This is a genomic window from Mycobacterium branderi, from assembly GCF_010728725.1.
In the GTDB taxonomy this organism is placed as follows: domain Bacteria; phylum Actinomycetota; class Actinomycetes; order Mycobacteriales; family Mycobacteriaceae; genus Mycobacterium; species Mycobacterium branderi.
In genome coordinates, this window is sequence record NZ_AP022606.1 from 1,109,426 (window position 1) to 1,128,704 (window position 19,279).

Consider the following 19,279-nt stretch of genomic DNA (forward strand, 5'->3'; position numbering starts at 1 on the left):
AGTGCGGCTACGCGCCCACCTGGGCGACGACGAACACTCGCCGGAACGGGAAGAACGTGATCCCGTCGGGCCGGGTGGGGTAAGCGTCGGCGAGCAGCGGGATCAGGTCGGCGCGGAACCGCTCCCAGTCGGCGTCGCTGAGCCGCTCGCGCACCGGCAGCAACGCGGTGCCGCTGATCCAGTCCAGCACCGGGTGCTCGCCGCGCAGCTGATGCAAATACGTCGTTTCCCAGGCGTCGACACTGCAGCCGGCATCCATCAGCAGCTCGGCGTAATAGGCCGGCGGGTGGACCACCGCGCCAACCCGAAACGGCACGTCCCGCAACGCCTTTGCGTAGGGCTCGCGGCGCGCCAGCGCGCGCACCGCGGCGTGCGACGGAGTCTCGAAGTTGCCGGGCATCTGGGCGGCGATCCATGAGCCGGCGGCCAGCTGCCCCGCCCAGCGGACCATCAGTTCCGGGTGTTCGGGCACCCACTGCAGGACGGCGTTGCTGAGCACCACGTCGGTGTCGCGCTGCGGCGTCCAATTGCGCAGATCGGTGACGGACGCGTCGACGCCTCGCTCGCGTGCCGCGGTGACCATCTCCGGCGAGTTGTCCAGCGCCTCGACCACCGCGTCCGGCCAGCGCCGGGCCAGCTGCAGTGTCAGGTTGCCCGGCCCGCAGCCCAGGTCGACGACACGGCGCGGGCGCTCCGCGCCCACCCATGACAGCAGGTCATAGAAGGGGCGGGCGCGCTGATCCGCAAAGGCCAGATAGACGTCCGGATCCCACATGTCGTCCCTCCCGGTCAACGGCCCGTGTACCGACTGGTATGACAAACGTAGACGAGTCGAGGTGGAGATGGCTGACGAAGACGAAGCGGCGAGCGTCCGGCAGGTCTGGTCCGCTCTGGACCTGCCGGGCGTGATCGACGTTCACACCCATTTCATGCCGAAATCGGTGATGGACAAGGTGTGGAACTACTTCGACTCCGCCGGTCCGCTGGTGGGCCGGCACTGGCCCATCACCTACCGGGCCGACGAATCCCGGCGGGTCGCGATGCTGCGGCAATTCGGGGTGCGGGGCTTCACCGCGCTGGTCTACCCGCACAAGCCGCAGATGGCCGCCTGGCTGAACCAGTGGGCCGCCCAGTTCGCCCGGTCCACACCGGATTGCCTTGCCACCGCGACGTTTTACCCCGAACCCGATGCCGCCGACTATGTCGAGACCGCGATCCGCGACGGCACCCGGGTCTTCAAAGCACACATCCAGGTCGGCCGTTACGAGCCGAACGACCCACTGCTGGACCGGGTTTGGGGGCTGATCGAGGACGCGGGCGTGCCGGTCGTGATTCACTGCGGCTCCGGGCCGGTGCCGGGTGAATACACCGGGCCCGAACCGATCCGTCGCCTGCTGCGCCGCTATCCGCGGCTGCGGTTGATCGTGGCGCACATGGGAATGCCGGAGTACGCCGAGTTTCTCAATATCTGCGAGAGCGCGGCCGAGGTGCGACTGGACACCACGATGGCCTTCACGCCGTTCACCGACGACGTCATGCCGTTCCCGCCGGCTCAACTGCCCCGGCTGCGGGACTTTGCCGACCGCATCCTGTTCGGCAGCGACTTCCCCAACATTCCCCACCGCTACGCCGATGCGATGCGCTGGCTCACCGAATTGCCCGGAATCGACGACACCTGGTTGCGAGCCGTGTTCTATGAGAATGCGGCCACACTTTTCTTCCCGAGCACAGAGAGCAGCCGACAATGACGTCCGATGCCAACCCGCCCATTCCGCTGCCCGAGGTGCCGGGCGCCGACGCGGGCGCCGAAGGCCTGCCGGACCGGTCGGCGCTGCCGGCGCGACAGCGTGCGATCGTCGAGGCGTCCGCGGTCAGCGATCTCGGGATGCGCACCGCCGTCGCCACGATGCTCGCTGTGGCGATGACGCCGCCGGTGCTCGCTACTACGATGCGCCGCAGCGAAATCCGTCGCGAGCGCGAGAATCTTCGTTTCTATGCCGAGCTGGCCGCCGAACGCGATCCGGCGAAGTCCTTCCCGGCGCCGACGACGCTGCCGCGGGTGGCGTCGCGGCCGGCCAACCCGGTAGCGCAGCGGATCGCGCACGGCACCGTCGAAAACATCGCCTTCGCCAGCAGCTTCGCGGCGGTCAACTCCGCGCTGCGTACGCAGTGGCGCACGTTGCGCCGCAACAACATCGTACGGGCGCAACACTGGCGCCACGACGACGGGCCGCGCCCGACGCTCTGCGTCATCCACGGCTTCCTGGGATCGTCCTACTTGGCCAACGGATTGTTCTTCTCCCTGCCGTGGTATTTCAAATCGGGTTACGACGTTCTGCTCTACACCTTGCCGTTTCATGGGCGCAGGGCCGAAAAATATTCACCGTTCAGCGGTTACGGCTACTTTGCCCGCGGCCTGACCGGATTCGCCGAGGCATCGGCCCAGGCGGTGCACGACTTTCGGTCCGTGTTGGACTATCTGCGCCACACCGGTGTCGAGCGCATCGCGCTCACCGGACTGTCGCTCGGCGGCTACACGTCGGCCTTGATCGCGTCGGTCGACGACCGGCTCGAGGCTGTTGTCCCCAATTGCCCTGTCGTCACACCGATTACGATGTTCGACGACTGGTTCCCGGCCAACAAGCTGGTCGAGTTGGGGCTGCGGAGCAGCGACATCCGCCGCGACGAGTTGGCCGCCGCGCTGTCCTACCACTGCCCGTTGAACTACCGACCGCTGGTGCCGATGGACCGCAGGTTGATCATCACCGGTCTCGGCGATCGGTTCGCGCCGCCGGAGCAGGCCGAGATGCTATGGGAGCATTGGAATCGCTGTGCGCTGCACTGGTTCCCGGGCAGTCACCTCATGCATATCAGCCAGCTCGAGTACCTGCGCCGGATGACGGCGTTCCTGCACGGGTTCATGTTCGGCTAGAGAGCGGCATGCCGCGGGCGCGACTGCCGCGCGACTGTGCTGGGCCAGCGCAGTTGCCCGAGCAGGCCGTCGGGCAGATCGGAGTGACCGTCGAGCCTTTCGGTCGATGTCGGGTCCAACGCCACCAGCGCCGGCCGGTGGTTACCGGATTGCGGCGTCAACCCGGATATCGGTGCGCCGCCGGCGGGATGGGCATTGGTGCGGAAGGCGCACGCGACCGCCAGCGTCTGATCGCCCGCCGTGCCGGAGATTTCGAGCGCGGTCCACGTTTCGCGGGCCGGATACGACCTGATCACCGCGAGGGTGTCGAGCAGCGTCTCGTCCGCCTTGACGCGGTACGCCGCAACGTAATCGCCGCTTGCCTCCTTGACGCCGCGCCAGGTTTCCCGGGCGGGCCGCGCGAACAACGTCGGGACGTCGTCGGACTCCACCGGCGATGCCGCCCAGCCGATCTCGCGGAGATGGTCCGCGAGCCGGCGCACCGCAACCTCCGCGGTCTGATGCAAAGGAATGTTCGACGAACGGGCCTGCAGTGCCGCAAGGTTGTCGGCCGCCGACAGGGTCAGCCCAATCCAGGTGTCCCGCTGGGGCACACCGTTGTCGCCGCCGCTCTCCCGGCTGGTGACCCGGACCGCGGCGGCGCGGATGCCGTAGCGGTCCAGGTATCGCGCGATCAGCGGCAGCGGCAGCAGGTCCGGCTCGTCCTCGGGCGGGTTGACGATCCGAAGCAACGCGGTCGTGTACACGTCGACGCCGGCGCGGGCCAGCGGGGCGCGCATGTGGTTACGGCGCAGCATCGCAAGCCGGCGGCGCACCATCGTGGTGAAAAACAGTCCGCGCCACCAGGCCAGCACTACCACCACCGTGGCGACCGCGATGCCCAGCACCCACCGCTCACGCGGGGTATGCCACGGATGGGCCATGACTGCGGCCAATACGGCCAGCAACACCAGGCTGATCCGTCCGGTCAGTGACTGCCTCACGAAGTGAGCTCCTTTCGACGGCGCGCCGCGATCGCGGCAGCACCCACGACGGCCAGTGCGAACGCCGCGGTTCCGATTCCCGCGACGATCAGCGGGGTGTAGTTCTTCGGCGCGGGCTCCGGCGGTGCCGCGATCGGCTTCGTCGGCGCCGCATCGGATTTGGCGCCGACGGGCAACTGCCACGTCAAGGCCGCGACCGCGTCCACGCTGCCGGCGCCCACCACATTGGACGGCGCCCGGGCGCCGTTGTGCGCGGTTGCGGTGAGACGGCGGATCACCTGCTCGGCACTCAACTCGGGATACTTGCTGCGGACCAGGGCCGCCACCCCCGCCACATACCCGGCCGCATAACTGGTGCCGCTCAACGGCATCAATTGCTGACGCTGGTTGGGCAGGCCGTTGGCCAGGCCGCCGTCGTCGCGGTTGCTCACCGACACGATGTCCTGGCCCGGCGCCGCGATGCCGACCCACGGGCCCGCCATGGTGAATTTCGACGGCTGGCCATCCGGGGCCAGCGATGCCACCGAGAGCACATAGGGCTGCCACCACGACGGGATCGACACCGACGTGACGCCCGCCCAGTTGCGCGGATCGTCGGGCCGGCTCAAATCGGTCAGCGGGTTGGACTCACACGCGGTGCCGCCGGTCATCGACCCGGTCGGCCCGCTGTTGCCGGCGGCCGCCACGATCACCGCATCCTTGTCGACGGCTGCATACCGGATCGCCGCACCGAGCGCCCCCTGGTCGACGCTGCGGTCGGCGGGCAGGCACGTGACCGCCGAGACGTCGATGACCCGCGCCCCGAGGTCGGCGGCGTGCACGATGGCCCGGCCCAGCGCCGTGACGTCGAAAGTCACCTGCGCCAGTGTGGGATCGCCGCCCGGCATGCGGGGCGAGAACTTCGCCGACGCGGTGCGCAACGACAGCAACCGCGCGCCCGGCGCGACTCCGGCAAAGCCGTCGTCGCCGGGCTGGCCGGCGATGATCCCGGCAACCAGAGTGCCGTGCCCGTCGCAGTCGGTCAGGCCGTCGCTCGATTCCAGATAGTCGCCACCGGGTTCCACGGTGGGCAGCCGCGGCCCGGGCCGGACCCCGGTGTCCAGGACCGCAACCAACTGACCGTCGCCGCGCGAAATCCGCCACGCCGCGGGCAGATCCAGCATCTTTTGATTGGGCGTGACGGCGCCGGGATCGCTGCCGGGGATGACGCCGGAGGTGCTGCATTCACCGCGTTGTTCCATCGGCTGCACCGGCCCGGGCGCACCGTTGGGCGGCGCGGCGCCAGGGTCGACCACCGGCGGGCTGATCGCCGCGGCCGGCGGGCAGCACCACACCGCCGCAACCAGAACCGCGGCGACACAAGCGAATCCGGCACGGATCATCGATTGAGCACCCAGCTGAATATCCCGACCAGATAGGCCATCACCGGGATCAGCGACGCGTCGATGCCCGACGCGACGAATCCCACCACCCGGCGCAGCGGCAGCGAGTAGCTCTCCGGTTCGGCGATCGGCGGGTTCAGGGCGACCACCACCCACGCCAGCACCAGCACTGCCAGCACCAGCACCGCGCACAGCGCCGGAATGTAGCGCGCCGTCGCCGTGTAGATCACGAGCAGCACCACGGTCAGCAGATACGGCTGCGCCAGCAGCCATGCCTTGCAGGCCGCCGAATCCCAGACCCGGGCCCGCAGCGCCGCCGCGGCCGCGGTCGCCGCAACCACGTACCAGCCCCACACGGCCAGTGTCTCCGGCCGCAACGCGATGGCCACCGATCCGAGCACGCTGAGCAGCACCGCACCCGCGATGAAGCCGGTCTGGTGCGCGTCGCTGATGCGAACCCTGCGCGGCAGATCCTCGAGCACCCGTGCCGACGGGGCCGACGGGGTGGGATCGCCGGGCGCCGGGATGATCGGCAGCGGGAACCGCGCCCACAGCGCGGACAGCTGGGCGGCCTCGACGGTGACGAACAGCGCCACCACGATCAGCAGGCAGCCCAGCGTGAGCATCGGCAGCTGCCACAGCGACGCAGCGCCAGCCGCCAGCAATACACCGACCCCGAGAACTGTTGTGGCGGTGAAGAATCCGATGGCATGCTCGCGTCCCCGACGGGGAAGGATGATGCTGATCAGCGACCATGCCGCAACCCCTGCTGCGGCCAGCATCACGTGCGCCGGCCCGAAGTCGCCCGGCACCGCCAACGTCAACGCGGCCGCGATCGGTACCAACGCCGCCGCGGACAAGGCGGTACCGGCCCGCGCCGAACGCGCTGCCAGTCCTGCGATTGCAGTGAGCACCGCGATCACGCCCACCGCGATCAATCCCGCCGGCGCGCCGGTGACCTCACGGTGAGCGACCGCCAAACCGGTTGCGGCGAGCACCAACCCGATGACCGCGGCGAGCGCGCCGCGCTGAATGTGCGCGATTCCCCACGGCTTCAACCGCGAGGCGGAGAAGATCACCGCGGCATCGGCGATGTCCTCCACGATGCCCGGCGCGGCCGGCCCGGGCGGCACCGGTTGCAGCGCGAGCAGATCACCATCCACGACGCCGACGGTGTCCAGACTGGCGTCCAGGCTGAACGGCGCGCCGCCGATCGGGGCAAGGCTGAGCCGCGCGGGTGTTGCCGTGTCCACGGCTGGCTCGCCGTCGGCGGCGTCGGACTCACCGTCCAGACCGGTGGGAACCACCAAACGTTGGACCGCGGGCAGGATCTCACGCAGCGGTAGCTCGGCGGGCAGGGCCATCTCGGTCAGCCGGCTGTCGGCGAGGATGGCCACCCGGACGATCGGCATCACAGCGCTCGACATCAGCGGATCCTCAGAATTTGGCGGGACATGGATTCTCTTTCTCTGTGCTGTTTACGACGACTGGACGCTGAAGTCTCTGGACAACCGCTTGCCCGGGAACCATTGACCGTCGGGCAAGGTTGTGGTGAGTTGTTCGACCGCCATGGCGATCGCGAACGGTGTGCCGGGGCGAAACGTCGAGATCCATTCACCGTCGAAGGCGCGCGACGGGCTGACCAGCACCCGGCCCGCTGTGGTGTCGACAATGCTCATCCCGACTTCGGTGGTGGCGTGCTGGCCGTCGTGGCGGCAGCCCGCGACGATCTCGACGTAGCTGCGCGGGCCGGTGAACACCGATTCGACCACGGGCCGCGCCGACTCCGGAATGCCCAGGTATTCAAGGACTTCGGCCAGCGGCGCGCCGTTACGCAGCCGCTCGTCGGCCCTGGCGCCCACCCGGGCGGGCATGCTGAACTCGTCGAACCGGGCCGGCGGGCGGTGCGCCAACCCGACTCCGAGCACGGGCACCAGCGCCCGCGCGTCGTCGATTTCCATCGACGTGAACGTCACCAGCTGCGCGTTGCGCAGCGCGACAACGGTTTGGTCGCCGCGCCGCGCAACGATGCCGCGCAGCATCTCGCCAGGCCCGGAGTCGTTGGCGGGTCCCACGTAGCGCAGGTCCAGCCACCGCTCCGGGAAACACACCACCCGGATCCAGTCGGCCACCGCCGGGTTGACTGCGCCGTCGGCGGACAGCAGACCCATCTGGGCCAGTTCGCTCGTCTGCCGCTCGACGAATGCGCCGCGTTCGCCGGCGTCGGTGTAGGGCGTGGTGATCGCCAAGACCCACGGGAATGTCCCCGCGCCAACGGTTTCGGCGATGAACCACGCCTGCTCGACGGTCAGCTCGACGGCATTAGGCTCGTTGCCCATCTAACCTTCGACTCCGGTCAGCCGCCCCATTTGGCGGCTTCGGCTTGGTCGCGGGCCAGCATCGAGACGGTGTTGGTCTCGTGCGTGCCGGCCATCGCGTGATAGGCGCGCACCAGATCGGCCATCGCCTGATTCCACTGCGCCTGCCACGCCTGATACGTCATCCCGGTATCGCCCTGCCACGCCGCCGACAACGCCGCCTGCTCGGACGCGATATCCGCCCCCAGGCCCTGCATCGTGGCCGCATAGGAGGCCATGTCCCCGGCATGCACCAGCATCGCCGGGTAGTTGTACATAATCTGCGACATCAGAAACCTCCCGTGTACGTCGACGCGGCCGCGGCATCGGCGGCCACATAGGTACCCGCCGCATCACCCAAATTGGCCTGCGCGACATCCAGCAGCGCATTCACCTTCGCCGCCACCTCCACAAACCGGGCATGCGCGGCCTGAAACGCCGCCGCCGACTCCCCCACATGAAACGCCTGCGCCGACACCGCCTCCTGCTCGGCCTGACCGATCGTCGAGCGCATCAACCCCGCCTTAGCCGCAAACGCCGACTGCGACGCCACCAACTGCGGAATATGAGCATCCAACATGCTCATCACTCACATCCTTTCCTCATCGACTGTCATCGTGCGATACGCCGTGCTCTCTCAGTTGTGTTCTCCCCCTTCGCCGTTGGTATGGTCAGCCTCCTCTGCCTCCCAGGTGCCGGGCACCATCGGCATCGTCGGGCCGCCGCCGAATTCGTCACCGGCCAGCGTCGCCAATCCCGACGCCGCGGCGACCGTGTCTTTGCCCACCGTGCCGGCGAACCCCAACCGCCCTGCACCGTTCCCCGAGGCCATCGTCTGCGGCTCGGCGGGATCGAAATCGGGGTCCATGTCGGCGAATTCGTCGGCGTAGTCGTGCAGCGCCGCCCGGCGGCGGCGTCGTGCGCGTGCCTTCTCCCGACTCGATACCCCTACCGCGGCAGCGGCCGGAATGTGCGCGGCCGGCGCCTTGGTGCCCTCGCGATCGCGCAGGTTCGGGCCGGGACCGCCATCCGGATAGATACCGCCCACCGCGTAGGCAAAGCCCGGTGCCGCCGGCGCGGCAGCCGGTGCCGCGCCCGCCGCTGCGGTGCCGGCGGCCGGCGCTGATCCTGTGGCAACCGAGGCGGGGACACCGGGCGCCATGGCGGCGACCGGCATTGCGGTCGGCGATGCGGTGCCGGCCGCGGCGGGTGCTGCGACCACCGCCGGCACCAGGCCAGGTGCCACCGGGGCGTCCGTGGTCATCAGTGCGCTGACACCAAGGCCGATCGCCAGCGGGAGGACGAACGGGGCGCTGAGGATCATCGCCCACGTCGGCCAGCCGACGAGGTTCCAGAACACTTGGTAGCCAATGAAAAACAGCAGCGGGAAATACGTCACCCAAGCGGCCGGGTTCGTCAACAGCGCTTGAAGCACCTGGCCCGGATTCTGGAACAGCTGCATCAGTTGGTTGAGCATCTGGCTGAAGAAGTCCGACCCAGACGGCGCCTGGCTAGCGGCCTGGGTGACGCCGTTCGATTTCACCACCGTCGGCGCCGGCGTGGTGCGCGGTGCGGAGGCCAGCGCAGTGCCCGAAACCGCGTGATAGGTCGCCATAGTGGTGGCAGCCTGGACCCACATCCGGACGTAGTCCGCCTCATTCAGCGCAATCGGAATCGTGTTGATCCCAAAGAAATTCGTGGCGACCAGGATCCCGTGGATCGCATGGTTGGCGGCCAGCTCGGGCAGGGTCGGCATAGCGGCCAATGCCGCGGTGTAGGCCGCCGCTGCCACTTCGTGCTGTGCGGCCACCCCTGCGCTGTTCGCGCTGGCCTGTGTCAACCACGCCAAGTAGGGCAGGTGGGCGGCGACGTACTGCTCCGCGGTCGGGCCTTCCCACGAGCCGGCCTGCACAGCGCCCAGCAGCGTGGTGAGTTCGCCTGCGGCGGACGCGTATTCGGTACTGAGCGAGGTCCATGCCGCCGCGGCCGCCAGCAGCGACCCGGGCCCAGGACCGCTGCTGAGCAGCGTCGAATGCACCTCCGGCGGCGAAGCCATCCACACCGGCGCTGTCATAGTCAGCCGCCGGCAACCAGGTAGGTCGAGGCCGCGGCCGCATCACCGGTGGCATAGCTGGCACCGGATTCCCCGACGCCGACGCCCGCTCGGCCCAGCTCCTCGACGCCTTGGGCGGCCACGGTCGCGTGCTCGCTGCCCTGGGCGCTGAAGCCCGCAGCCGTCTGCAGCGAAACCGGGTCGGCCGCAGACGGTATCACTGCGCTGATCAACGGAGCCGCGCTCGCGTGGGCAGCCGCAAGCTTGGCGGTGATCGCTTCCACCGCCGCGCTTGTCGCGGCCAACCCCTCGGGAACAACTTGCAGCGTCATTGCAGATACTCCTTTCGACCGTCAACGGTCACCCCCTCGTCGACCAGAGGGTTGACCAACTGCACGTACGTGGGACTGTCGTTGTCGCCCAACAGGATCGCTCGCCCGGCCGGCAACCGCTCGAATCGTTGACCACGGATCTTGCCGCCGTCGGCCGGATTGCCGGACAGCATCAACGTGGTCGCCTGCAGGTCGTTGAACCGGCGCAGCAGCGGGCTGGTCATCAACGCGTGGGCGGACCCGCTGGCGCGCGCGGTGATGATCACCCGCAGGCCCAGGTCGCCGGCCTCCGCCAGCAGCCCGATCAGGCTGGTCCACGGCCGCTGCCCGATGAACGGGCCGCTCATCGCCGGCGTATCCGGGATCTGGTCGACGTCGTCGATGATCAGATAGTGGGTGTGGCCGCGGTATCTCCAGCCGGCCAGTTCGTGCGGCGCCAAACCTGCGGGCGGGCGGCGCTTTTCGATGAGGGCCGAGAGCCCCAGCATCGCCGGGATAACGCGGTCGATGTTGGTGGTGTACTCGTTGTCACCGAACAGTGGCTCGTCGACCAGATGCAGCCGGCGGTCCAGCACCGTGAACGCGACCTGCTCGGGGGTCGAGTGGTCGCGAACAGTGCGGATGATGTGGCGCAGCAGCGTGGTCTTACCCGACTTGGTGTCGCCGAACGCCATCAGCAGCGGGTTCTCGGCGAAGTTGACTTCGACTGCGGCCAAGTCTTCTTCGCGCTGGCCGATGACCACCCGGTCCGGACCGCGATAGACGGCGCCGACTTCGGTCGGAGCGAGGTTGGTCGGCAGCAGCCGCACCGGCGGCGCCTCGGCTCCCGGGTAGCGGGCGTTGACCGTGGCGACCTGGTCGGGCTCGGGGGCCGCGAACAAGAAGTGCTCGGCGGCCATGGTCAGCCCGCGGCCGGGCTGGTCCGGCGGCACCGTCTCGGCCGGGCGGCGCAGCGCGCCCACCACTCGGACGTTGCTGTCGCGAGAGTCGTGCAGCTTGAGCTCCAGCCGCATCCCGAGACCGTCACGCATTGCCAGCGGCACCTCCAGCCAGCTGGGCGTGGTGACGATCACGTGGATGCCGTAGGCAAGGCCGACGTTGACCAGCTCAGTCACCTTGGTCAGCAACGGGTTACGGGTGTTGAACTGGTCGGTGTTGTCCCGGCTGAAGGCATAGAGGTTGTCGATGACCAGGAACACTTCGCCGAAGCCGTCATCGAGCGCAGACCGGTCCCGGAACACCTCCCGCTGCTGGCGGATGCGCAGCAGTTGCTCGAGCTCGCCGAAGGTGCGACGGATGCGCTCGGGCTCCAGGGGCGACGCCACGCTGCCGACATGCGCCAGATCCTCCAGCGCCCGCAGCTGCCCGCCGCCGTAGTCCAGGCAGTAGAAGCTCACTTCCCCCGGCGCGTGCAGGTTGGCAGCCGAGAGGATGAAGGTCTGCAGCGCAGTCGATTTACCCGACTTTGCGCCACCGTGGATCACCATGTTGCCCGCCGCCGAGCGCGCGTCGAACACCAGCGGGTCGCGGCGCATCTCGAACGGCTTGTCGATCTCGCCGAGCGGCCAGCGCCACTGTCCTTGCGGTATCGCGGCGCGGGTCAGCACCGACCTCAGCGGGATCGGCTCGTCGAGCGGCGGCAGCCACAGCTCCGGCGCGCGCGGCCCGTAGCGGGCCAACTGGTCGCCGATCGTGGCGATCAGCTTGCGCGGCGGACCGGTGGGCTCCTCCTCGTCGGCGCCGGTGATCACAGTCTCCTGGTCCGGCTCGACGCGCCCGGCGCTGAACAGCTTGGGCTCCGGAGCAGAGTGCACCACAAGCGTTTTCGCTGCCTGCGGCGGATCGTAGATGCCGTCGACGTAGGTGCTGCGGAACTTGATCGGCGCGGCACCCGGTGCGGGCACCAAGAAGCCCACGCCTTTGTGCTCCTTGCCCGATTCGATGTGGTAGGCGTCCTCCACACCGATGATCTGCCGCGACACCGCGGGACTGGCCACCTTCAAACCGATCCGGTAGGAGGTGTTCTTGTCGATGTCCTTGATCTTGCCGATGTCCAGCGTCTGCGACGCGAAGAGAATGTGGATGCGGAACGAGCGGCCTTTGCGGGCAACGTAGTCGAACAACTCCGCGTATTCCGGGTGGTCGGCCAGCATCAGAGTGAACTCGTCGGCGACCACGAACAGCGTCGGGATCGGCGCCAGGTCGTGGCCCGCCGCGATCGCGTTCTCGTACTCGGTGACCGAGTTGAATGCGCTGCCCTGGACCCGGCGACCGGCCTCCCGCAGCAGCACCTCGCGGCGCGCCACCTCACCGCGCAGCGTGTCGGCGAACCGATCGGCCAGCGACTTCTTCTCCGCCATGTTCGAGATCACCGCGACCACCTGCGGGAAGTGGCGGAAGCTGTCCGCGCCGGCCTCACCCTTGAAGTCGGCGTAGATCACGATCAGCCGGTCGGCGGGGTGAGTCGTCAACAGCGACAACAGGATCGACATCAGCGTCTGCGACTTGCCGGAGCCTGTCATGCCGATCATCAGGCCGTGCGGGCCCATGCCGCCCTCGGCTTCGTCCTTGAGGTCGAAGATCAGCGGCTCGCCGGTCGCGGTGACCCCGATCGGGACCCGCAGCTCGTCCTCGCGGCGCCGCGGCGCCCACAGCGTCGGCACGTCCAGCCGTGACGCATCCGGAATCCCCAGCAGCGTCGTGAAAGTGGCGCCGCGGGTGGCCGCCGACTGCAGCCCGCTGTGGGTGGGGTTGGAGTCCCAGCGCGACAGCCGCCGCGCCAGATGCGCGGCCTCGTCGGCGCCGAAGGTGTCGGCGGTGTCGACGTAGCGCTGCCAGCCGCCGGTCTGCCACCGGTCGACGACGCCGTTGGCCACGCGCAGGATCGGCCGTTCGGGATCCGAATACTGTTCGCGGTGCGGAGGCGTGGCCGAACGGTGGATGACGGTGACCCCGGCCCATCCGGCCGCCAGTGTCGACGCGTTGACGTCATAGTCGGGGTCGTCGACGATGACCAGCAGGTGCCGCAGCGCGTCGGCCGCACCACCGTTGAATGCGGGACGGTCGGCCAGCGCCGGGCCCAGCTGCGCGGCGAGCTCGTCGATATTGGTCGACAGGTAGCGGGCCGGACCGACACCGTCGACCTGGCCCGGAATGTCAACGTGCGGAAGCCATTTCAGCCACGACCAGTCGGGGGACTCAAGGTCGGGCGTGGCAAGCGCGACGCCGAGCACGGTCGGGTCGTGCCACGTCACCGCCTGGGCGATCCAGGCGCGCAGCGCCCCCCGCACGTCATCGGTGTCGCCGAGTACGGTGATCCGCGAAACCTTGGTCAGGTCGATGCCGGCCGGCACGTCGCGCACGGTGCGCTGGGTGTCCAGCAGGCTGCGTAAAGCGCTGTGCGACACCGGTTCCAGGTCGATCTCGTCGGCGGTGTCGTTGACGCGCAGCGCCGCGGCGAGCGGCGCCGAATGCAGCCCGGCCCGCACCACCAGGAAGTCGTCGTCGGCCGGGTCGCGCTCCCACTGACGCCGCGAACCGGGTATCGCGACCAGTTCGGCCGGGGCGGGATGCGACCATTCGGCGGCCGCGCGTTGCTCCGCGGCCTGGGCGCGGATGTTGTCCCGGACCACCGACAGATAGCGCAAGTAGTCGGCCCGTTCGGCGTCGACTTCCTCGGTGCGCATCTTGTTGTCGGTGCCGCGATACAACGCCGTCGCGGCGAGCAACAGCACGAACGGGAAGAACAAGGTCTGCGGAGAAATCACCCGCATCCCCGTGGCGACCATTGCGACGATCATCCCGACGATCAGGATCACGATCACGATGGGCAGCGCGCGCCGCAGCAGCGACGGCGGGATCGCCCGCGGCAGCTCCGGCGGCGCCTCGATGTTGATGGCTCCCTTGCGGCTCGCCGGCCGCGGCACCCGGCGGCGGGCCTCGAAGATCAGACGGCTCATCGGGTCTCCTCAGCTGAGGTCGTGCGACCGGGCCGCTTGTCGGGCGCCAGGCCGTCGTGGGCGAGCAACGCATCGGCGCGCGACAGCGTCGGTCCGGGCGCGAACAGCGACAGCATCGACCACGGAATCGGAGTCGGGGGCGGGTTGAGGCCAAGGGCTTCAACGGTTTTGGAGTGACCGGTGGAGCCGGCTTCGGTGTCGATGCCGTAACGCACACCAGTGTCGGAGATCCAGAACAGCGAACCGGCCGCCGGTGACTCCGCGCCCTGGCCGACGCTTTGGGCGAAGTAACCGGTCCCGGGCGCCAGCGCGACACGCGTGGCTGTCCCGCCCGCGCCGGCACTGACCAGGTCCTCGGTGTGCACCGCCTCGGGCACCGGCAGCGCCGAGCCGGACAGCAGCGTCAGCGAGTTGGTGGCGGCTCCCTCCGGCTTGCTCCAGTGCGCGCAGGTGACCGGATCATGGGCGGCGTCGACCAGGCTGATCCGCTGATCGGGATAGCGTGCGGTGTCCAGCACCCGCGACACCGGTAGCTTGGCGACCTGGTCGGCGCTGAGCCGGGGCGGCTGGTCCAGGCCATAGGAGTTGGCATTGCGCAACATCGCGGCCAGCACCGCCGAAATCGGTTGCAGCCCATCGGGTAAGACCGCGTAGTACAGCGGGGTGTTGTCCGCAGCGTAGGCGACGACGACCGCGCCCACCGGCGCTGCCACCGGCAGCGGGAACTGCGGCGGGCTTCCGGCGTCGGGGATGGCCGGGGCGCTTAGCGCCGGCGCCTCGGGAATCGCGTTGAACAAGCCTGCGGCTATGGTCCGCGGCGCGGGTACGTCGGTGCCGAAGCCCAGCGCTCCGGTGACCGCGCGGTCGGCCACGTCGATCCGGCTGCGCTTGCCGTCCCACAGCAGCCAGGTGCCGGCGTCGTTTTTGGTCAGCACACCATGCCCGGCGGCCAGCGTCGCCGCGCGGGCGCCGCTGCTGTCCGGCGTCCCGGCGATCACCGTGACCCCGGCATCCGGGCCACCGACGGCGTCGCACACCGTCCAGTTGGCGTCCTTGTTGGTGTTTTGCACCATCCGCTCCGGCGCACCGGGGATGCCGATCAGGTTGCCGCGTGGGAATTGGTCCAGCGCACTGCTTTTCACGGTGGTGGGGTTGACCGGCCGGCCGGCGATCAGCCGCGCCGAGGTGAGGTTGAGCACCGGGTGCAGCCGATCCCCGACCCGCACGTACAGCGCGGCGGTGGAACGGTCGGCCAGCACCGGGTTGTTGGCCGGGGACCCGTTGGGCCGGATCAGCGAGAACACGAAGCAGCCCACCAGGGTGGTGACCAGGATCAGCACACCCATGACCACCGAACGGGTCTGGGTGCGCAGCGGGTCGACGAGCATCCGAGTGTCGTGCAGGGCAACCCCAGATGCGATGCGGCGCATGACAAATCGCCAGCCACTCACCTGGTGGCGGGTGACGAAGCCGCGACGGTAGACGACTTTGTCGGGGTTGTCGTTGACCGGAGTGCGCGACGAGAACGAGCGCCGTTCGTCCTCGGACTCGCGGGCCGTCATGCCGGCACCGACAGGCCGAGGCCACGCAGCAGCGGCTCCACCGAATTGGCGACGTCGCCGGCAGTGATCGTGATCAGTTCGTCGTCGGTGAACTCACCGGTGCCGGCCTGCTCCGAGTGATCCAATCGGAATTCTCTTTCTTCCTCGGACTTTTCCACGATGTTGCGGACGAACCGGCCGTTACCGGCGATGTCGAGGCTGCGCCGGTTGACGCCGTTGGAGTCGGGAGTCGTCGAGGAGGCCAGGTGCGCGAACAGCTTCTCCAGGTCGTCGAGCGCGGCCTTCTCGAAGGCGCTGTCTCGTTGTTCGGCCATCTTGTGCGCGATCTCGACGAGTTCGCCCGGGTTGTACGACGGGAAGTCGATGCTGCGGGTGAACCGTGAACGCAGACCCTCGTTGGTGTCGAGGAACTTGTCCAGGTCGGCGCGGTACCCGGCGATGATGACCACCAGCCGGTCGCGGTCGTTCTCCATCCGGGCCAGCAGGGTGTCGATGGCCACCAGCCCGAAGTCGTTCTTGGCGCCCGTGGCCACCAGCGCGTAGGCCTCGTCGAGGAACAGCACGCCGTCCAGCGCGCTGTCGATGATCGCGTTGGTCTTGGCTTCGGTCTCACCGATGTGCTGGCCGATCAGGTCTGCGCGGTGCACCTCTTTGATGTTCTCTTTCTTCAAAAGGCCAAGGCCGCAATAGATTTTGGCGACGACTCGGGCGATCGTGGTCTTACCGGTGCCGGGCGGTCCTGCGAACACCAGGTGGTGGGTGCGCTGGGCCACCGTAAGGCCGCGCTGTTTGCGCACCAATTCCATTGCCACCGAGCTCTTCAGCCGCGCCACCTGGTTTTTGACCTGTTCCAGTCCGATGAACTCGGCAAGCTGGCGTTCGGCCTCGGCGAGCAATTCCGCCTTGCGTTCCCGGGATTCGGGGTCGATGAAATCCTCGGCGGACGGCTCCGTCTCCGGATCCCACGGATCGGTACGCGCGTCGATCCGGGCCGCGGTGGTGGTGACGATCCCGAAGCTGGTGTCGGATAGGGCGTGCTCGATCTGCTCGTTTTCCGGATTAGCCGCGTAAAGGTCTTGCAGGACTTCGCTTGCCGACTCTTCGTCGACGTGTGCGCGCAGTACCAACGCTTTGGCCAGCGCGCCGTCGACGGCGGCGACGGCGACCGGCCCGTCTGGTTCCTCCAGGTACGACAACGCGGGAGCGAACATGCCCAGCCGGGCCAATGCGATGCCCAGCGTGATCTTGGCGGCGTGAGCGTACGTCTCGTCGAGGTCAGGATCGTTGACGACGGGGGTCAGCAGTTTGACGACGTCGGACCAGCGCTCGGCGCGGTAGTGGATGGCCACCGTGACCCAGCGGGCGTCGCGCCAGCTGGGCCGGCGCCCGGTGATGTCGCTGACCAGCTTGTGCGCGTCGGCGTAGCGGCCCTCCCCGGCCAGCGCCGCTGCGTAGGCGAGATGGAAAGAGTCGGGGTCGCAGGCGCGAAACCGCAGATACAGACCGGTGTCGTAGTAGAAACCCAACGCTCCCGGCGCCAGCTCGACGCGGCGCTGCAATATCCCCGCGGTGGGGGCGGTACGCGAAATCGCTTCCAGCACACGGGCCGACACGTCACCGGCAGCGGCCAGCCCGGTCCAGGCATCGCACTGGTCATAGGCGATCCGGGTCAGGGCGGTGAAGCCGGACCGGGCGGCGGCCAGGTCGGCCGGGCGCCGGCGGTCGTAAACCTGAAGCCCGAGCGCTCGGCAGCAGGTGGCGAATCGGCTGATGACGTCGTCGTCAACCCGGGCAGTTGCGGGCCGCGTCGCAAGCGTGCCGGTGTCAGCGCTGTCCACGCCCCCGTCTCCTCCTGTTGTTAGTGCTACCTAACTTCGCTGAAGTTAGCATTGCATAAGCTAAGTGTCGAGACGCCCCTGTTGGAGCAGCCAGCGGCCCCATCGATGAGACTGGCGGAACACGACAGCCTCCTTCCGGCACCACGCGTTGATGAAAACCATTTTCGATAACGCCTCGTCCGGGACGATACCCCACGCTGACGCCCTCGATTGAGCGGGTCTCACTATCAGTCGGTTCGCCGGGGTGTCGGGTTCCCCAGCCCGGTGAGCATCGCCGGGCCAGGCCCGCCACCGCATGGATCCTATCTGCGCAGCCGCGGACATAACGGCAATTTGTCACAGCTAATACGGAGTTATTGCAGGTAAATTTCCGTGTCTGCGGTCATAGAATATCGTAGTACGTCCTATGTGGGGCGGCTTTGACAAGCCCCGCAGTGCGGAGTCGTTATCGGAAGAGGTGTGCAATGACTGCGCCGATCTGGATGGCGTTCCCGCCCGAAGTGCACTCGACGTTGCTGAGCAGCGGAGCTGGTCCGGGGCCGTTGCTGGCGTCCGCCGCCGCGTGGGACTCGCTGAGCACCGAATACGCCTCCGCCGCAGACGAACTCACTGCTGTGCTGGAAGCGGTGCAAGCCGGCGCATGGGAGGGCTCCAGCGCGGAGTCCTACGTTGCCGCCCACGCTCCTTACCTGGCCTGGCTGATGCAGGCCAGCGCGGACAGCGCCGCGACGGCCGCCCAGCAGGTGAGCGCGGCAACCGCTTACGCAACCGCATTGGCCACCATGCCGACGCTGGCCGAACTGGCGGCCAACCACGCCACCCATGCCGTGTTGCTGGCGACCAATTTCTGAACGACGATCGGTTCGGTGGCGGACCGACCGTTCCGATGGTGCCGGGCAGCTGGGAGATCAGCTCTTGACCGCGCTGACCAACGTGTTGCGGGCGATCATCGGCGCCGCCTCGGTACCCGGCTCCGGAACCGGTCGGCCGACTTCCCGTAGGTAGTCCCCCAGCGGCGTCGGCACGGCGTTCCAGCCGCGCTCACCGAACCACTGGTCGGCCGGTGCGCACTGCTCGTTGTAGACCAACTGGAAGAACAGCCGCTGATCGCCTTCGGCTCTTGCTGCACGTTCTTCCTCGACCGCGGCGGCGAACTCCTCCGGCGGCATCGGGGCCCCGTCCTCCAGGCCCACACGGCTGCCGGGGGCGGCCAATGCATCGATCCCGGTGAACAACTGATGCTGCGCGGTGGCCGGAAGGTAGATCAGCAGACCTTCGGCAATCCAGGCCGACGGCTTGGCCGGGTCAAAGCCGCTGTCCCGCAACGCCTGTGGCCAGTCCTCCCGCAGGTCGACGGCAACCTCACGACGCTCGGCACGTGGCTGGGCGCCGTGTTCGGCAAGCACTTCGCGCTTGAACTCCAGCACCTGAGGCTGGTCCAACTCGAAGATCGTCGTGCCGCCGGGCCAGGGCAGCCGGTAGGCGCGGGAGTCCAGCCCCGCCGCCAAGATGACCACCTGGCGGACGCCTGCGTCGGCCGCCTGCCGGAAGTAGTTGTCGAAATACTTGGTGCGGGCGCCCTGGAAGTTGACGAAGTGCCGGCCGAAATCGTCTGTCTTCAATTGGTGGTCGGGCACTTTGCCGTCGAGCACACCGGCCCAGTCGCCACCCACCGCGCGACAGAACACTTCGGCGAACGGGTCGACGGCCAGTGGGTCGGGCTTTTGCGCCTCCAAAGCACGGGCGGTGGCCACGAATAACGCGGTCGAACCGACACTCGTCGTGATGTCCCAGGTGTCATTCTCAGTACGCATAGCACCGACACTACGGCAACCGGCTGAAACGCCATTCCCGGTGCGGCGCAACCGGAATAGCTAGCGA

15 protein-coding genes and 2 pseudogenes are annotated in these 19,279 nt (G+C 68.4%); 4 read left to right on the top strand and 13 right to left on the bottom strand.

Annotated elements, in window-relative coordinates; genetic code table 11:
- Positions 1-7 precede the first annotated feature (7 nt).
- Positions 8-775, bottom strand: a complete 768-nt coding sequence (locus G6N47_RS05875; RefSeq protein WP_083131799.1) for a trans-aconitate 2-methyltransferase — start codon at positions 773-775, stop codon at positions 8-10.
- Between the two features lie 67 nt (positions 776-842).
- Between G6N47_RS05875 and G6N47_RS05880 the strand changes: the two genes are divergently transcribed.
- Together G6N47_RS05880 and G6N47_RS05885 are read left to right on the top strand one after the other, a co-directional pair.
- Entirely contained in the window at positions 843-1,748 is a 906-nt protein-coding gene (locus tag G6N47_RS05880; protein ID WP_083131834.1) for an amidohydrolase family protein, read from the top strand.
- A complete protein-coding gene (locus G6N47_RS05885) occupies positions 1,745-2,932 on the top strand; it encodes an alpha/beta hydrolase family protein (RefSeq protein ID WP_083131798.1) in 1,188 nt (395 codons plus the stop codon). The genes G6N47_RS05880 and G6N47_RS05885 overlap by 4 nt, the downstream gene beginning before the upstream one ends.
- On the opposite strand, the gene eccE is transcribed toward G6N47_RS05885, so the two are convergent.
- The 11 genes from eccE to eccA are packed head-to-tail and all read right to left on the bottom strand — an operon-like array spanning position 2,929 to position 17,398.
- Positions 2,929-3,915: a type VII secretion protein EccE gene (gene eccE / locus G6N47_RS05890; protein WP_232080136.1), complete on the bottom strand. Its 987-nt coding sequence runs from the start codon at positions 3,913-3,915 to the stop codon at positions 2,929-2,931. The two genes, G6N47_RS05885 and eccE, sit on opposite strands and share 4 nt — an antisense overlap.
- The gene (mycP, locus tag G6N47_RS05895; protein ID WP_083131797.1) at positions 3,912-5,297 is read right to left on the bottom strand and encodes a type VII secretion-associated serine protease mycosin; all 1,386 of its coding nucleotides are present in this window, start codon (positions 5,295-5,297) and stop codon (positions 3,912-3,914) included. The genes eccE and mycP overlap by 4 nt, the downstream gene beginning before the upstream one ends.
- The gene (gene eccD / locus G6N47_RS05900; protein WP_139799482.1) at positions 5,294-6,724 is read right to left on the bottom strand and encodes a type VII secretion integral membrane protein EccD; all 1,431 of its coding nucleotides are present in this window, start codon (positions 6,722-6,724) and stop codon (positions 5,294-5,296) included. Before eccD ends, mycP begins: the two co-directional genes overlap by 4 nt.
- Positions 6,725-6,775: 51 nt before the next feature.
- A complete protein-coding gene (locus G6N47_RS05905; protein WP_083131795.1) occupies positions 6,776-7,636 on the bottom strand; it encodes an ESX secretion-associated protein EspG in 861 nt (286 codons plus the stop codon).
- Positions 7,637-7,653: 17 nt separating this feature from the next.
- Positions 7,654-7,944 (bottom strand): WXG100 family type VII secretion target, encoded by a 291-nt coding sequence (locus G6N47_RS05910; RefSeq protein WP_083131182.1) that lies wholly within the window; start codon positions 7,942-7,944, stop codon positions 7,654-7,656.
- Positions 7,944-8,240 (bottom strand): type VII secretion system protein EsxG, encoded by a 297-nt coding sequence (gene esxG, locus G6N47_RS05915; protein ID WP_083131183.1) that lies wholly within the window; start codon positions 8,238-8,240, stop codon positions 7,944-7,946. Before esxG ends, G6N47_RS05910 begins: the two co-directional genes overlap by 1 nt.
- Before the next feature lie 51 nt (positions 8,241-8,291).
- Positions 8,292-9,728, bottom strand: a complete 1,437-nt coding sequence (locus G6N47_RS05920; protein WP_083131794.1) for a PPE family protein — start codon at positions 9,726-9,728, stop codon at positions 8,292-8,294.
- 2 nt (positions 9,729-9,730) lie between these two features.
- The gene (locus G6N47_RS05925; RefSeq protein ID WP_083131793.1) at positions 9,731-10,039 is read right to left on the bottom strand and encodes a PE family protein; all 309 of its coding nucleotides are present in this window, start codon (positions 10,037-10,039) and stop codon (positions 9,731-9,733) included.
- Positions 10,036-13,998, bottom strand: a complete 3,963-nt coding sequence (gene eccCa, locus G6N47_RS05930) for a type VII secretion protein EccCa (protein ID WP_083131792.1) — start codon at positions 13,996-13,998, stop codon at positions 10,036-10,038. The genes G6N47_RS05925 and eccCa overlap by 4 nt, the downstream gene beginning before the upstream one ends.
- On the bottom strand, positions 13,995-15,560 hold the full coding sequence (gene eccB, locus G6N47_RS05935; protein ID WP_083131791.1) for a type VII secretion protein EccB: 1,566 nt from the start codon (positions 15,558-15,560) through the stop codon (positions 13,995-13,997). Before eccB ends, eccCa begins: the two co-directional genes overlap by 4 nt.
- The gene (gene eccA, locus G6N47_RS05940) at positions 15,557-17,398 is read right to left on the bottom strand and encodes a type VII secretion AAA-ATPase EccA (RefSeq protein ID WP_083131790.1); all 1,842 of its coding nucleotides are present in this window, start codon (positions 17,396-17,398) and stop codon (positions 15,557-15,559) included. The genes eccB and eccA overlap by 4 nt, the downstream gene beginning before the upstream one ends.
- Before the next feature lie 464 nt (positions 17,399-17,862).
- Here eccA and G6N47_RS05945 point away from each other — a divergent pair.
- Together G6N47_RS05945 and G6N47_RS30280 are read left to right on the top strand one after the other, a co-directional pair.
- A pseudogene (locus G6N47_RS05945) lies at positions 17,863-18,246 on the top strand (PPE family protein); the annotation flags it as partial.
- Positions 18,243-18,317 (top strand): annotated as a pseudogene (locus tag G6N47_RS30280) (PPW family C-terminal domain-containing PPE protein); the annotation flags it as partial. The pseudogenes G6N47_RS05945 and G6N47_RS30280, both read left to right, overlap by 4 nt.
- Here G6N47_RS30280 and G6N47_RS05950 read toward each other — a convergent pair.
- The gene (locus G6N47_RS05950; protein WP_083131788.1) at positions 18,307-19,212 is read right to left on the bottom strand and encodes a class I SAM-dependent methyltransferase; all 906 of its coding nucleotides are present in this window, start codon (positions 19,210-19,212) and stop codon (positions 18,307-18,309) included. The pseudogene G6N47_RS30280 and the gene G6N47_RS05950 overlap by 11 nt on opposite strands.
- Positions 19,213-19,279 lie beyond the last annotated feature (67 nt).

Bases quoted from the DNA above. Each gene is read 5' to 3' on its own strand.
- G6N47_RS05875 (WP_083131799.1), bottom strand. From the start codon at position 775: ATGTGGGATCCGGACGTCTATCTGGCCTTTGCGGATCAGCGCGCCCGC.
- G6N47_RS05880 (WP_083131834.1), top strand. From the start codon at position 843: ATGGCTGACGAAGACGAAGCGGCGAGCGTCCGGCAGGTCTGGTCCGCT.
- G6N47_RS05885 (WP_083131798.1), top strand. From the start codon at position 1,745: ATGACGTCCGATGCCAACCCGCCCATTCCGCTGCCCGAGGTGCCGGGC.
- mycP (WP_083131797.1), bottom strand. From the start codon at position 5,297: ATGATCCGTGCCGGATTCGCTTGTGTCGCCGCGGTTCTGGTTGCGGCG.
- eccD (WP_139799482.1), bottom strand. From the start codon at position 6,724: ATGTCGAGCGCTGTGATGCCGATCGTCCGGGTGGCCATCCTCGCCGAC.
- G6N47_RS05905 (WP_083131795.1), bottom strand. From the start codon at position 7,636: ATGGGCAACGAGCCTAATGCCGTCGAGCTGACCGTCGAGCAGGCGTGG.
- G6N47_RS05910 (WP_083131182.1), bottom strand. From the start codon at position 7,944: ATGTCGCAGATTATGTACAACTACCCGGCGATGCTGGTGCATGCCGGG.
- esxG (WP_083131183.1), bottom strand. From the start codon at position 8,240: ATGAGCATGTTGGATGCTCATATTCCGCAGTTGGTGGCGTCGCAGTCG.
- G6N47_RS05920 (WP_083131794.1), bottom strand. From the start codon at position 9,728: ATGACAGCGCCGGTGTGGATGGCTTCGCCGCCGGAGGTGCATTCGACG.
- G6N47_RS05925 (WP_083131793.1), bottom strand. From the start codon at position 10,039: ATGACGCTGCAAGTTGTTCCCGAGGGGTTGGCCGCGACAAGCGCGGCG.
- eccCa (WP_083131792.1), bottom strand. From the start codon at position 13,998: ATGAGCCGTCTGATCTTCGAGGCCCGCCGCCGGGTGCCGCGGCCGGCG.
- eccB (WP_083131791.1), bottom strand. From the start codon at position 15,560: ATGACGGCCCGCGAGTCCGAGGACGAACGGCGCTCGTTCTCGTCGCGC.
- G6N47_RS05950 (WP_083131788.1), bottom strand. From the start codon at position 19,212: ATGCGTACTGAGAATGACACCTGGGACATCACGACGAGTGTCGGTTCG.